Here is a 12,869-nt window from a genome sequence, read left to right on the forward strand (position 1 = left end):
GCCAGCAGGCAATACCCAGGATCACTTGGCCTCGGCGCGCACGAACCGCAGGTTGCGTGCCAGGCTGCTGGTCAGCACCTGGCCATCCTGCTCGAAGCGAATCACTCCCAGGTCCTGGGCACTGAATCGCTCTGCCGCCAGCGGCTGCATGGGATAGGTGTGTTTGCCGATGCGAATGTAGAGCTTGCCTTGCTTGGGGTAGACCTTGAGCTGCCCGGATGAGGTCTGCAACTTGTAGATCCCCACATACCGCTGGATATCCTGGGGCTTCCAGGGAGCGGCCAGGGTGTAGGTCGAGGCCGGGTTGGTGGACACGATGCGCGCTCCCGAAGTCGCAGCCAGGTAGATCGGCGAGCCTTCGTTATCGGCCGCCATCAGGTGCTCGCTCAGCCGGGACAGCGCCAGCGTGTCGGGGAAGGTATTGAGGGTAAAACGGTTGTCGCTGCGTTGCAGCTGGAACTGATGCCCCGAGTCGTCGAGGTAGGTACCGGCCACCAGGGTGTTCAACGGAGCCGGTGGAACGGCCTTGATACTGGGTACCGGTAGCGGGATATCGTGGCCCGGGGACGGATTGGGCGAGCCCAGTACCGTGTCCATCAATGCATAGCCACGCGCCGAAGCATCCGGGACCGGCGAATTGCACAGCACCACGGTGGCCAGGTCCATCTTCGGGTACCAGGCGACATGGGTGTTATAGCCGGCCCAACCACCGCTGTGGGACACCTCATCGAACCCGCGATAACGCGAGAGGCCAACACCCATGCCGTAGTAGCCGGGATCGCCGTCGGCCAACGGCTCGGTCTGGCGCATTTTGCCCACCAGCGCCCGGCCTCCTACCTGCCCGGTGGACAGGTTGCGCATCCAGCGCATCACGTCCACCACGGTGCTGTGCACCTGGCCATCACCGGTCTGTTCCCAGCGTACATCCACGAACTCATAGGCCTTGGTCTCGCTATCAAGCTCGTAACTCTCGGCCAGGTTCGGCAGTCGCAGCGGATACTGGTCGACGATACGCGTACGGGTCATGCCCAGGGGCTTGAATATCTGGGTTTGCGAGTAGGCCTTCAGGGGCATCCCCGACACTCGCTCGGCGATGGTGGAAAGCAACAGGTAGCCACTGTTGCTATAGCTGAACTCAGCGCCGACGGGGAACATCGTGGCGTTCTGCTTGAACAGCATCTGCAAGGCCTGCTGCTGGGTGAAAGGCTCGGAATAGCCGATGCCCGACAGCTCGGCCAGCAACATGTAGTCCTGTAGCCCTGAGGTGTGGTGCAGCAGGTGGCGGATCTTGATGTCCTGGGCGTAGGCCGGTAGCTCGGGGATAAAACGCCGGATCGAATCGTCCAGGCTCAGGCGCCCCTGGGCTTCGAGCTGGAGAATGGCAAAACCGGTGAACTGCTTGGACACCGACGCCAGGTTGAATAGCGTATCGGTCCTGATCGGGGCACCGGTCTGCAGGTTGGCGATGCCGTAGCCGGCACTCCAGACGACCTTGCCATCACGCATGACCCCCGCGGCGCAACCGGGCTGGTCCGGTTTCAAATCACGGAACACCTGGTCAAACGCCGGGGTCGCCGCGGCATTGGCCAGCGTCGTGCTCCCCAGGGAGATCAGCAAGGTTGCAAGTATTGAACGCATGGATGTCTTCCTCTTCTCACGTGGCGGTCCTTCATGCTCCTTCGGAGCCTGGCCAGTATCCCGAGGGCATCCGTTGCAATCTGTCGCAAGTCAGTGATTTTCTGTGAAGAAGAGTGCATCGATACGCAGGCCAGGCGCCGGCGCCTGGAACGGCCGCCCCCGGTCAAGCCTGGGTCTCAGCGCAGCAGGCGCCGCAGCCCGGCTTCGAAGGCCCCGGCAAGCGGTTGCGCGCCCTCCCCGGCCAAGGCCAGCGCCAGGGCGTGGCCGTGGGTGTAGTCCACCAGCAGATCGAACAACAGCTCGGGCTCGGCATCGAACTGCCGCACTTCATGGCGCAGGCGCTCGCTGAAGGCCGACAGCGAACCGCCGAACAACCGCGGGTCACCGAATACGCACAGGGTCAATGCCGGATAACGTCGTACCCGGGCCATGTAGTGCCCCAGCAATACCTGGACCCGCTGTACCGCCGGCATCGATTCGGCGGGCTCCTCCAGCGGCTCGCCGTGCACCCGCTCCACCAACAACTGCATCAGTTGTTGCTGGTCGCCCACGTGGTAGATCACCGACATCGGTGTAATCGCCAGTTTCCGCGCCAGGGCCCTGATGCCGAACCCCTGGGCGCCAAGCTCCTCCAGCAACTCCAGGCCGGCGTCCAGCACTTGATCCAGGCTCAGGGCATGACCGGCAGCCGGGCGACCACTGCGCTTGCGTGTTTCAGTCATGGCAGTGGCCCGGCTGCGCAGGCTCCAGGCGATAGCGGCTGCTGACCAAGCCGTTGGGGTATTGCCGAGTGTCGAGGCACTGCAGGCGCAAGTCCTGCTCCAGAAGGCCGAACAATGGCCGGCCACTGCCGATCAGCACCGGCACCCGGGTCAGGACCATCTCGTCGATCAGTCCCGCCCGGAGAAAAGCCCGGATCAGCGTACCGCCATCGATATAGGCCTGGCGCCAACCCTCGGCCTGCAACTGCGCCACCAGGTGCGCCGGCTCGGCGCCACTGATGCGCAGCCGATCAGCCAGGTGCTCCGGCACATCGGCGGGGTCCAGGGTGCGGCTCATCACCACCACCGGTTTGGTGAACGGCCAGGGCTCGAACCCCAGCACCGTGTCGTAGGTGCCACGCCCCATGACGATGCCATCCACCGAGGCCATGAAAGCCGCATAGCCATAGTCTTCCCCGGGCTCGCCGGGGGGCAGCCAGTCGATGCGGCCATCGTCGCGGGCGATGAACCCGTCTACCGAAGTGGCGATGAATACCTTGCCGAATGCCATGTCGCGGTGCCTCTGGGGAATAAACATACGGCGTATGATAATTCACTCCCGGGGCATCCTGGCAAGCAGAGACCTCAATTCAAGCTGTAGGACTGCAACACGCCTTGCTTGAAGTACAGCTGCAACATGTGCGCCGGGCCAGTGGGCTTGCCCATGAGCTGGTTGGTCATGCCGGCCACCACTCCATTGCCCCCCGTGGCCAGGTTGTATTCGTTGGCCGCGGCGCCGGTCACCTCATTGGACGGCACATGGCTCCAGGCCTTGGCGAGCATCTGCTGCATGGTCGAGCGTCCCGGTGCGTAGCCGCCGTTCGCATCGCTGCGGTAGGTCCAGTACTCGGTGCCATCGGAGGCGTAGCGTTTTTCCGGGGTATCGCCGCACAGGCGCTGCACATCGTCCGGCGAAGTCTTGCCCACCACGAAGTTGCGCTTGGCGAACGAAGCGTCATAGATCTGCGCCTGGGGACCTTGGCCCTGGGCCAGGCCGGGGAGATTCAGCCCGCCATTGCCGTTGCACGCAGAGACCAGGGCCAGGGTCGCGATGCACATCAGTCGAAGTTTCATAACATCCTCTTCACGTATCCAGGAGCCCTCATGTCCCATGAGTGGCTCGTCCAGGGGATTCCTTTCGCGGTCGACCGCTCGCGCGGCTCGGCCTGGAAATGGGCGAAAAAGATGCTATCAGCGGCCACCGGGGCCGATTGACCTGTGGGTCTCCAACACTGTGCTCAGCGTCTCAAACGCACCTGGGTGTCGAGTCGGTCAAGGACCTCGAGCAGCGACCCCGGACCTTCGACGCTCACGGCTCCAGCCTTGGCAGGTAGTGTGGCCGGGCGCCGGTCGCGGGCATCCCGGGGTGAATAGCCGAAGGCCTGGCGAAACACCCGGCTGAAGTGCGACTCACTCTTGAAGCCATGGTCAAAGGCCAGGGTCGAAATGCGCTGGTGGGCGCCAAGGGGGCTTTCCAGGATGCGCCGCACCCGGTCCAGGCGGCATTGCTGGATGTAGGCCACCACTCCGGCCTCCTGGGCGAACAAGCGGTACAGCTGGGCCCTGGAGATGCCGACTTCGCGACAGATCAGCGATGGGGTGAGTTCGGGGGAACGCAAGTGTGCCTCGATGAAACGTCGTACCCGCTGCACCAGCGTATGGTTGATCGGGGCCTGGGCCTCTGCCAGGGTCGCGGCACTGGGCGCTAGCGCCGCCGTGACCATGGCCAGGGTCGCCTGCTCGACCTCCACCAGCTCCTCGCCACGCAGCAGCGGCAACTGCCGACGCAAGCTACGCAGGTAGTCACCCAGCAGGCTGCCCAAGGGGCCCTGGACCAGGCTGCCGTGCAGGTTGGCCGCACGCAGACGTGGGCTGAGCAGGTCCCGGGCCAGGGTCAGGATCACCGTGTCGCCTGCAATGATCTGCGAGTCCAGCTCCCGGGCCAGGTCCAGCACATAGATGCTCGAAGGCCCGGCCTGCAATGGGGTCCGGCCAGCCATGCCGTGCAACGAATGGTTCAATCCCAGGCAGAGGTACAGGTGGTCCAGGCCATCGCGGCGAATCATCTGCTGCGGGCGGCGGACGCCATAGGCCACTGGCTCGCCAGCACCGGCCCAGGTACCACAACCCACAAGAATCGAGCCCACGTAGCCGGTGCTCAACTGGTAGTTGAAGCGCGAGGCCAGCGCCTGCTCGATGCTGATCTGGAAGATCGCATTGACCTCCTCGCGCCACATGTCGAAGCGGTGTGCGGGCGCATAGGCCTGGCTGGAGAACTGAAAGAGATGGGGATTCAAGGCCGGTCCCTGGCTGGACTACTCGGGCTGTCGCGCCTGGGATGCACCCCGGGACGCATCCAGTGCCGCCGCTTACCTTAAACCAATACCGTGAGCTTGCCGACAGGCCGCGACGTGCGGGCCTGATGCTGCCAGTGCCCATGGCGGGCCGACGCAAAGACAGGCCTGGGCAGATCGAAGGATGTGTCCAGCCCCCCAGCGAAGCACCGGCCGGGTATCCGCTGCAAGGCCCGAAAAAGGGCCTTGCAGGCATGACGGGACCAGGTGGGTGGAAGGCCCAGGTGCGAGCGCCAGGGCGGGCGCGTGGTTATGGATTGGCCAGCAGCGGTGACGCTGGGAGTTCCTGGTGCCGAGCGTCGCGGCTGCAAGCCACGAAGTCCTCCTTGCGCAGCACCACCAGGGCCAGCAGCGACGCGACCCCAGTGGCTACATAGAAGTACCAGGGCGAGGAGATATCACCGGTGAGCTTGATCAGCCAGGTGGAAATCAGTGGAGCACTGCCACCGAACGCGGCGACAGGGATGTTGTAGGCCACGGCAATACCGGTGGAGCGAATGCGGGTCGGCAGCAGTTCGCTCATCAGGGCATAGGTCGAGGACGCATAGAGTCCGAACAGGATCGCCACCGCCATCAGTGGCCAGAACAGCGTGGCCGGCGTGGCAGTGGGCGCGACCTTGAAGAACCAGTACATGGCCAGGGTCGCCAGGACACCGATCACCATCAAGAACGGCTTGCGCCCATAGCGATCGGTGAACGCGCCGCCAAAGGGCATCACCACCGCCGCCGAAAGGCTGGCGACGAACACATAGAGCAAGGTGGTGCCACTGTCGAACTTGAGGGTGTTGGACATGTAGGTCGAGGCGAAGGTCAGCACCAGGTAGAAGATCGAGCTATGCAAGGTAATGATGAAGAACACCAGGGCGATCGAGCGCTTCCACTGCCAGACTTCGCGCAAGGGTGCCTTGGAGGTCTCTCCGGCATGTACCAGGGCCAGGAACTCCGGGCTGTCTTCCAGCTTCAGGCGGATGTACATGGAGATGAAACCCAGCGGCCCGGCGACCAGGAACGGGATTCGCCACCCCCAGTCCTGCATCAGTTCGGCGCCCAGGACCCAGGTCATGCCATTGGCCACCGCGCCGCCCAGGAGCAGGCCGAGCACCGCAGTGACCATCAGCCAGCAGGTGGCGAAGCCCCGGCGTCCGGGGCCGGCGTATTCGGCAATGAAACTGGTGATGGTGCCGATCTCGCCGCCGGCGGAGAACCCCTGCACACAGCGAACCAGAATCAGGATGATCGGTGCGGCGATGCCGATGCTGGCATAGGTCGGTAACAGGCCCAGCAGGCAGGTGGAGCCGGCCATCATCACCAGCACGGTGATCAGGGTCCGGCGCCGGCCGATCTTGTCTGCCAGGGGACCAAAGAACAGGCCGCCCAGGGGACGGATGAAAAAGCTCAGGGCAAAGGCGGCAAAACTGGCCAGCAGGCTGCTGGAGGGATCATCGGAGACGAAGAACGCCTTGCCGATATACACGGCCAGGAAGCCGTAGACGCCATAGTCGTACCACTCGATCAAGTGGCCGGAAGTCGCGCCGATAAAGGCCCGGCGCCGCTGGCGCTGGGGGTTGGTGTGTGACAAGCCCATGCTGGGAACTCCTGTTGTACTGCTTCCATGGAAAAACGGCTCAGAGGTTGCCGACCTCCACTGGGTCTTGCAAGCTCTGGCGCAAATGGGTCTTGAGAATCTTGCCGTAGCTGTTCTTCGGCAACTCGGTGCAAAACAGGTATTTCTTCGGTTTCTTGAACGACGCCATATGCGCCAGGAACCACTCGTTAAGTGCCTGGGAGTCGAGGCTTCCAGGGGAACGCAGGACCACGAAGGCCACCACCGACTCCCCCCAGTGGGCATCCGCTTCGCCCACCACGCAGGCTTCGAACACCTCGGGGTGCTGGACCAGTACCTCCTCCACTTCCCGTGGATAGATATTGCTGCCCCCGGAGATGATCACGTCCTTGGAGCGATCGGTCAGGGTCAGGTAGCCGCGGGTATCCAGGAAGCCGATATCGCCGGTGAGCAGCCAGCCACCCACCAGGGCCGCCTGGGTGGCTTGGGGATTGTCCCAGTAGCCGAGCATCACCGGGGCGCCACGCACGGCGATTTCCCCCGCTTCGCCTGGTGCCAACACACGCCCCTGGGCGTTGATCACCTGCACCTCCACGCAAGACTGCGCACGGCCCACGGAAGCCGCAATGGCCGGCCAGTCGGGATTGTCACGGTCGGCGATGGCCTCCCGGGCCAGGGCACTGATGCTCATCGGACACTCGCCCTGGCCGTAGATCTGCACCAGGCGCGGGCCGAAGGTTTCCAGGGCCTGGTCCAGGTCTGCCAGGTACATGGGAGCGCCGCCGTAGACGATGGTCTTGATCCCCTCGCCGGCATACCCCTGCTGCCGGGCCTGCTCCACCATGCGCTTGACCATGGTCGGCGCGGCGAACAGGCTGACCGGCCCCAGCTCCTGCGCCAGCTCGAACAGCTCCGCTGCCTGGAACCCCCGCGACGCCGGCAGTACGTGCCGGGCACCACAGCGCACATGAATGAAGTTGTAGAGCCCGGCGCCATGGGACATCGGCGCGGCATACACCACCGCATCGCCGCCATCCACAGGATCGACATCCAGCGGGTAGCACAGCGACATGGCCATCAGGTTGCCGTGGGACAGCATCACGCCCTTGGAGCGACCGGTGGTGCCGGAGGTATAGAACAACCAGGCCAGGTCCGTGTCCTGGCGTGGCCATGGCTGCGCCAGTTCCGCCACTGCGGACTCAGGAGCAGCCGACAGCTCGTAGCCGCAGATCTCGCGACAGTCGCCGGGCAGGTTTCCCGAGCCGAAGACCTGGCCGTCATCGGTATAGATCAACCGGGCGCCGGCATTGCCCGCGATCCAGGCCGCTTCCAGGCCGTGCAGCTTGCTGTTGATCGGCACCGCTACCGCCCCGCTCCACCAGATGGCATAGAGCAGTTCCAGGTAGTCGCAGCTGTTTTTCATCAGCAACGCCACCCGGTCTCCCGGGGCGATGCCCTGCTCGTGGCGCAGCTGCAATGCCCGCTGGCGAACCCGTGTGGCGAATGCCTGGTAGTCGGCCACCTGGCGGTTGCCGTCGAACAGTGCCGCGCGCTGCGGCCAGCGTTGGGCGGCGTCGAGCAACCAATGGGCGATGTTCATCCTCAGGCCCGGACGGCTTGCAGGACCGAGGCATAGTTGGCCACCGCCATGCCTCCCATGTTGAACAGCAAGCCGAACTCGGCCCGGGGGACACCCAGGCCAATGGGCTGGCCGATCAGTTGGCGAAAGCCCAGGGCATGCATCGATACGCCGGTGGCCCCCACCGGGTGCCCCTTGGCCTTGAGGCCGCCGGACAGGTTCACCGGCAGGCGACCGCCGTGGCGTACGGTGCCGTCATCCAGGGCTCGATGCCCTTCGCCCTTGGGCGCCAGGCCCATGGCTTCGTAGATCAGCAGCTCGGCAATGGTGAAGCAGTCATGCACCTCGGCAAAGCTCAGGTCGCCCAGGGTCACTCCCGCTTCGCGCATGGCGCCGTGGATAGCCCGTTGCGGCCCTTCGAAGGCCAGGACGTCGCGGCTCGACAGGGGCAGGAAATCGTTCACCTGGGTCATGGCCCGGATCGCTACCTGGCGTTGCATGGAACGCGCGCGCCGTGGCGAGGCCAGGATGACCGCCGCCGCACCGTCGCTGATCAGCGAGCAGTCGGTAAGCCGCAGGGGCTGGGCGATCACCGGGTTGCTCTGGGAGATGTTGTTGCAATGCTCGAAATCCATGACCCGGTGCATCTGCGCCAAGGGATTGGACATCGCATTGGCATGGTTCTTCACCGCGATCGCCGCCATCGAGGCCAGTGGGCTGTGATAGCGCTCGGCATACTGCTGGGCCACTTGGCCAAAGAGCTGCGCAAAGCTCAGGCCGGCCTCCCGCTCATCGTGCTGGTAGCCGGCACCCGACAGGGCCCGGGTCACGTCGGCGGTGCTGTTGCTGGTCATTTTCTCTGCGCCGACCACCAGCACCAATTCTGCCGCGCCACTGCGGATTGCATTGATCCCGGCCTGGATCGCCGCCGACCCCGAGGCACAGGCGTTCTCGCAGCGGGTCGCAGGCTTGAAGCGCAATTGCGGATCGGCCTGGAGCATCAGCGATGCGGCAAAACCGTCGGCCACCAGGCCGGAATTGAAGTGACCGAGAAACAGGGCGTCGATCTCGGCGGCATCGATGGCGGCGTCCGCCAGGGCGTCACGGGTGACCTTGACGATCAGGTCCTCGAGATTGATGCCATCCAGGCGCCCAAATGGGCTGTGGGCGGCAGCGACAATGGATACGGAATCATGGGTCATGGTGATTTTCTTCTGTCCTTGAAGCAGGTATTCCATACAATGATCCAGCGCCCGAATCACACGCTAGTTGGGGCAACTACGTACATCAGTAAGTAGTACCTACACGTACCAGAGCGTCTCAATGACCACGAGGCAGGATGCCCAATGACCGTACATGCCCAACAACTCCAGGATCTTGAGTGCCTGGCCTTCCAGGTCTCGCCGGCACCGCAACTGATCACCGGGCACCGGCACATGCTCGATTGCAACCAGGCCTTCGAGCGCCTGTTCGGTTATGAACGCAAGTACCTGCAGAGTCACCTGACCCTGTTGCTGTACCCCTCCCAGGCCGATTACCAGAGCATTGGCGAGCGCAGCGAACACTGGCTGCGCAACGGCCCCAGTGCCTCGTACTCCGACGAACGCTTCATGCAGCACCGCAATGGCGAGGTGTTCTGGGCCCGGGCCCACGGCTTTTCCCTGACCCCACAAGACCCGTTCAAGCTGATGGTCTGGCATTTCGAGCGCCTGGATCGCCAGCCGGCGCCGACGATCCAGTTGACCCCCCGCGAGCGTGAGATCTCGCTGCATATCGTCAACGGCCTGACCTGCAAGGAAATCGCACGCAAGCTGGGTATCTCCCACCGTACCGTGGAGGTGCACCGCGCCCGGCTGATGAAGAAGCTTCAGGCCAAGAACAGCGCGGAGCTGGTATCCAAGATCATCTTCATCAGTTGAATGCCTAGGCCAGCATGTCGCTGGCGCTGATGCGCAGCAACTGCAACGGGCCCACCGTCGCCCCTTCCACCGTGCCGCCCTGCGTCAAGATCTGGTCCACCGCATTCATCTCGGCGCTACGGCCGGCAATCATCTGGTAAGTGCTACGTGGCAACTCATCGGTGAATCCCTGCTCGACGGTCCAGTAGGCCAGCGTCAGCGCGGCGGTGAAGTAATGCTGGCTGGAGACCGGGATCTGCACTTCTTCATCGTTATCGTCATAGGCGATGAAGTGCCCGACGAAAGACTCCACGCCCAAGCGCTTGAGCATTGGCCAGCTCAGGGCCGCAGGCACGAAGGCATTGAGCTTCTCGGCAACGATTGGCGAATAGCCGCGCTCCTGCAGCAACTCGACGATCCTGTCCTCATCGGCCTCGGGGTGGGCCGCAATGACGCTCAGGGCATCGAGCACCGCCTGGTGGGCGGTTTCATGATCGACGTCGGGAGAACAATGGGCGCAATCTGGTGGGCAGGTATCGGTCATGGGAGGTCGAAGGTCCATATCGGTCGTGGAAAACGGGCGGCAGGGTAACCCTGAGCCTGCCCAGGCGCCAGTCCCGTGTCAGCCGACTACCGTGTCCAGCAGGTCGCTGGCGCGAATGCGCAGTACCTTCAACGGCCCGAGCGTGCCCCCCTCTACACTCACGTCCTGGGCCAGGGCCTTGTTCACGGCGTTGATTTCGGCACTGCGCCCGATGACGTGCTCATAGACCTGGAGCGGCAAGTCTTCGCTGTAGCCGTGCTCCAGCGTGCAGTAAGCCAGCTTCAATGCGGCGATGAAGTAGTGCTGGCTGGACACCGGGATCTGTACCTCTTCATCAGCCTCGTCATAAGCGATGAAGTAGCCACCGAAAGGCTCCACGCCCAGGCGCTTGAGCAGTGGCCAGCCCAGGGCCGTGGGCACGAAGACATTGAGCTTTTCGGCAACGCTCGGCGAGTAGCCACGCTCCTGTAGCAGTTGGACGATTCGATCTTCGTCGGCCTCGGGGTGGGCACCCATGATCTGCAGGGTGTCGAGGACGGCCCGGTGGGCGCTTTCATGATCGGAGGAAGAACAGTAAGGACAGCCTGGCGAGGAGATATCGGTCACGGGAGGTCGAAGGTCCATATCGAGCGTGGAAAACGGGCGGCAGGGTAACCCCTTTGGCCGCCCGGATTCCAGCAGGCTATCGGCCTCGCGCTCCTGCGTGCCCCTCTACTTGATCACCACCGGGTTCACCGGGGCCCCGCTGCCACCGACGATCTTCAACGGCGCGGCGGTGTAGAGGAAGGTCCACTGGCCATCGGCCGCGCAGTCCTCGGCCAGGTCCTCGAGCAGCACGATCTCGGTGAAGGCGATACCCAGGTTGCGCATCAATGCACAGTGCAGTGGGATCTGCACTCCCGACGACGGATCGGTGATCACCTCGTTGGCGATGGTATCGGTCACCAGGTTGGGGATCTCCATCTGGTCGAACCACTCCACCAGCTCGCGACTGTAGGTCAGCCCCGGCTCCACCAGGTCCTTGAAGAACTCAGTCTTGCCGTACTCGTAGAAGGCACCCATGGAGCCGGTGCGAATGATCAGGATGTCGCGCTTCTCGATGGCCACTCCCTGGGCCTTGGCCGCGGCCATCAGGTCCCGATGGTCGAAGGTCTCGCCACGGCCCAGGTACTTCTTGCCCCGATGACGGGCCATGTCGATCAGCACCGCTCGCCCCACCACCCCGCGTTCGGCGATCGGCAGTACGCTGGCCTTGGCCATGCCACCCACCGTGGTATTGGCGTCGTAGCCGTTCCACAACTGGTTGTCGTACCAGGCATGCCCCAGGGCGTCGTACTGGGTCGAGCCTTGCAACTGCATGAAGATCACATCGTCGCAGTACTCGGCGCCACCAGTCATCGAGGGCTGCTTGCCGGCCTGGTAGTGGCTGCGGTCCAGGGTGTTGAAGCGCATGGACGGACTGCGCGCCGGCCACATCGGATCGCCACCTGGATGGCCGATCTGCACTTGCAGGGTGAAGGTCTTGCCCTGGCGCACCGCGGCAACGCCACGCAACACCTCGGCCTGCTGCAGGTAATTGAGGGCGCCGACTTCGTCGTCAGGCCCCCACTTGCCCCAGTTCCTGGGTAGGCCTTCGAGGAGTTTCGCGGTGTTGGGCTGGTTGTTGTGGTCGATCCCGCACATGTCGATTGCACTCCGTAGCTTGGGTTGGTACCGCCGGATGCTCTCTATACACAACGTCCGCCATCGACTTCAAGGCAGGTGCCGGTAATGAAGGCTGCCTCATCGCTGGCCAAGTACAGGCAGGCATTGGCCACGTCCTGGGGCGTGGAGAAGCGTCCCAGGGGGATGCCGGCCATGAATTTCTCGCGGTTCTGCGGGGTGTCCGGCACGCCCATGAACTCACTGAGCAACGCCGTGGCGCCGACCACCGGGTTGACGCAATTGACCCGGATATTGTCCGGCCCCAGCTCAGCGGCCATGGTCTTGCTGATCACCACCACCGCGCCCTTGCTGCCGTTGTACCAGACCAGCCCGGGCCGTGGCCGGACCGCCGCGGTGGAGGCAATGTTGACGAACACCCCGCCACCCTGCCCGCGAAAATGCGGGACGAAGTGCCTGGCACTCAGGAAGATGCTTTTGACGTTGACCGCGAACACCCGGTCGAACTCGGCCTCGTCCACCTCCAGCATCGGCCGGTTGCGGTGGGTGGTGCCGGCGTTGTTGACCACGATATCCAGGCCCCCGTACTGCTCCAGGGTGTCGCGCAACAGCGCAGCGACGCTGGCATCCTCGGCCACATTGACCTGGACAAAATGGGCCTGGCCCCCGGCGGCACGGATCTCGTCCGCCACTCGTTGGCCGCCCGTGGCATTCAAGTCGGCGACGATCACTTGCGCCCCTTGCTGGGCGAAGGTCTTGGCGATGCCTTCGCCGAAACCGGAACCGGCGCCGGTGACGATGGCTGTCTTGTTGGCTAGACGCATGGGAGTGACTCCTGATCTTGTTGTTGTCTGCCGCGGTGGCGGCTT

General features: G+C 63.9%; 13 protein-coding genes. 1 reads left to right on the forward strand and 12 read right to left on the reverse strand.

Going from position 1 to position 12,869, the window contains the following annotated elements:
• Positions 1–21: 21 nt before the first annotated feature.
• The 8 genes from ATY02_RS23305 to ATY02_RS23340 all read right to left on the reverse strand — a co-directional run bounded on the left by ATY02_RS23305 (position 22) and on the right by ATY02_RS23340 (position 9,098).
• Positions 22–1,638 (reverse strand): serine hydrolase domain-containing protein, encoded by a 1,617-nt coding sequence (locus ATY02_RS23305; RefSeq protein ID WP_068581353.1) that lies wholly within the window; start codon positions 1,636–1,638, stop codon positions 22–24.
• Between the two features lie 176 nt (positions 1,639–1,814).
• Positions 1,815–2,360: a TetR/AcrR family transcriptional regulator gene (locus ATY02_RS23310; protein ID WP_068581356.1), complete on the reverse strand. Its 546-nt coding sequence runs from the start codon at positions 2,358–2,360 to the stop codon at positions 1,815–1,817.
• Complete coding sequence (locus tag ATY02_RS23315) at positions 2,353–2,910, reverse strand: dihydrofolate reductase family protein (RefSeq protein WP_068581358.1); 558 nt, start codon at positions 2,908–2,910, stop codon at positions 2,353–2,355. The genes ATY02_RS23310 and ATY02_RS23315 overlap by 8 nt, the downstream gene beginning before the upstream one ends.
• Before the next feature lie 74 nt (positions 2,911–2,984).
• A complete protein-coding gene (locus ATY02_RS23320) occupies positions 2,985–3,473 on the reverse strand; it encodes a hypothetical protein (RefSeq protein WP_068595757.1) in 489 nt (162 codons plus the stop codon).
• 164 nt (positions 3,474–3,637) lie between these two features.
• The gene (locus tag ATY02_RS23325) at positions 3,638–4,696 is read right to left on the reverse strand and encodes a helix-turn-helix domain-containing protein (RefSeq protein WP_068581361.1); all 1,059 of its coding nucleotides are present in this window, start codon (positions 4,694–4,696) and stop codon (positions 3,638–3,640) included.
• A gap of 307 nt (positions 4,697–5,003) precedes the next feature.
• Complete coding sequence (locus tag ATY02_RS23330; RefSeq protein ID WP_068581364.1) at positions 5,004–6,338, reverse strand: MFS transporter; 1,335 nt, start codon at positions 6,336–6,338, stop codon at positions 5,004–5,006.
• A gap of 40 nt (positions 6,339–6,378) precedes the next feature.
• Positions 6,379–7,917 (reverse strand): class I adenylate-forming enzyme family protein, encoded by a 1,539-nt coding sequence (locus tag ATY02_RS23335; RefSeq protein WP_068581367.1) that lies wholly within the window; start codon positions 7,915–7,917, stop codon positions 6,379–6,381.
• Positions 7,918–7,919: 2 nt separating this feature from the next.
• Entirely contained in the window at positions 7,920–9,098 is a 1,179-nt protein-coding gene (locus ATY02_RS23340) for an acetyl-CoA acetyltransferase (protein WP_068581487.1), read from the reverse strand.
• A 144-nt stretch (positions 9,099–9,242) separates the two neighbouring features.
• Between ATY02_RS23340 and ATY02_RS23345 the strand changes: the two genes are divergently transcribed.
• Positions 9,243–9,815 carry a LuxR C-terminal-related transcriptional regulator gene (locus tag ATY02_RS23345; protein WP_068581371.1) on the forward strand — a complete coding sequence of 191 codons (573 nt, stop codon included), beginning with the start codon at positions 9,243–9,245 and terminating at the stop codon, positions 9,813–9,815.
• 4 nt (positions 9,816–9,819) lie between these two features.
• On the opposite strand, the gene ATY02_RS23350 is transcribed toward ATY02_RS23345, so the two are convergent.
• From ATY02_RS23350 to ATY02_RS23365, 4 genes are all read right to left on the reverse strand, one after another.
• On the reverse strand, positions 9,820–10,338 hold the full coding sequence (locus tag ATY02_RS23350) for a hypothetical protein (RefSeq protein ID WP_068581374.1): 519 nt from the start codon (positions 10,336–10,338) through the stop codon (positions 9,820–9,822).
• Positions 10,339–10,416: 78 nt separating this feature from the next.
• The gene (locus ATY02_RS23355) at positions 10,417–10,944 is read right to left on the reverse strand and encodes a hypothetical protein (protein ID WP_228022218.1); all 528 of its coding nucleotides are present in this window, start codon (positions 10,942–10,944) and stop codon (positions 10,417–10,419) included.
• A gap of 105 nt (positions 10,945–11,049) precedes the next feature.
• Entirely contained in the window at positions 11,050–12,021 is a 972-nt protein-coding gene (locus ATY02_RS23360) for a cyclase family protein (RefSeq protein ID WP_068581382.1), read from the reverse strand.
• A 44-nt stretch (positions 12,022–12,065) separates the two neighbouring features.
• Positions 12,066–12,824, reverse strand: coding sequence for an SDR family oxidoreductase (locus tag ATY02_RS23365; protein WP_068581384.1), 759 nt, complete (start codon positions 12,822–12,824; stop codon positions 12,066–12,068).
• Positions 12,825–12,869: the final 45 nt, after the last annotated feature.

It is taken from the genome of Pseudomonas sp. BIOMIG1BAC (assembly GCF_001705995.2).
Classification (GTDB): Bacteria; Pseudomonadota; Gammaproteobacteria; order Pseudomonadales; family Pseudomonadaceae; genus Aquipseudomonas; species Aquipseudomonas sessilinigenes.

Coding starts and splice junctions, on each gene's coding strand:
- ATY02_RS23305 (WP_068581353.1), bottom strand. CDS start 1,638: ATGCGTTCAATACTTGCAACCTTGCTGATCTCCCTGGGGAGCACGACG.
- ATY02_RS23310 (WP_068581356.1), bottom strand. CDS start 2,360: ATGACTGAAACACGCAAGCGCAGTGGTCGCCCGGCTGCCGGTCATGCC.
- ATY02_RS23315 (WP_068581358.1), bottom strand. CDS start 2,910: ATGGCATTCGGCAAGGTATTCATCGCCACTTCGGTAGACGGGTTCATC.
- ATY02_RS23320 (WP_068595757.1), bottom strand. CDS start 3,473: ATGAAACTTCGACTGATGTGCATCGCGACCCTGGCCCTGGTCTCTGCG.
- ATY02_RS23330 (WP_068581364.1), bottom strand. CDS start 6,338: ATGGGCTTGTCACACACCAACCCCCAGCGCCAGCGGCGCCGGGCCTTT.
- ATY02_RS23335 (WP_068581367.1), bottom strand. CDS start 7,917: ATGAACATCGCCCATTGGTTGCTCGACGCCGCCCAACGCTGGCCGCAG.
- ATY02_RS23340 (WP_068581487.1), bottom strand. CDS start 9,098: ATGACCCATGATTCCGTATCCATTGTCGCTGCCGCCCACAGCCCATTT.
- ATY02_RS23345 (WP_068581371.1), top strand. CDS start 9,243: ATGACCGTACATGCCCAACAACTCCAGGATCTTGAGTGCCTGGCCTTC.
- ATY02_RS23350 (WP_068581374.1), bottom strand. CDS start 10,338: ATGACCGATACCTGCCCACCAGATTGCGCCCATTGTTCTCCCGACGTC.
- ATY02_RS23360 (WP_068581382.1), bottom strand. CDS start 12,021: ATGTGCGGGATCGACCACAACAACCAGCCCAACACCGCGAAACTCCTC.
- ATY02_RS23365 (WP_068581384.1), bottom strand. CDS start 12,824: ATGCGTCTAGCCAACAAGACAGCCATCGTCACCGGCGCCGGTTCCGGT.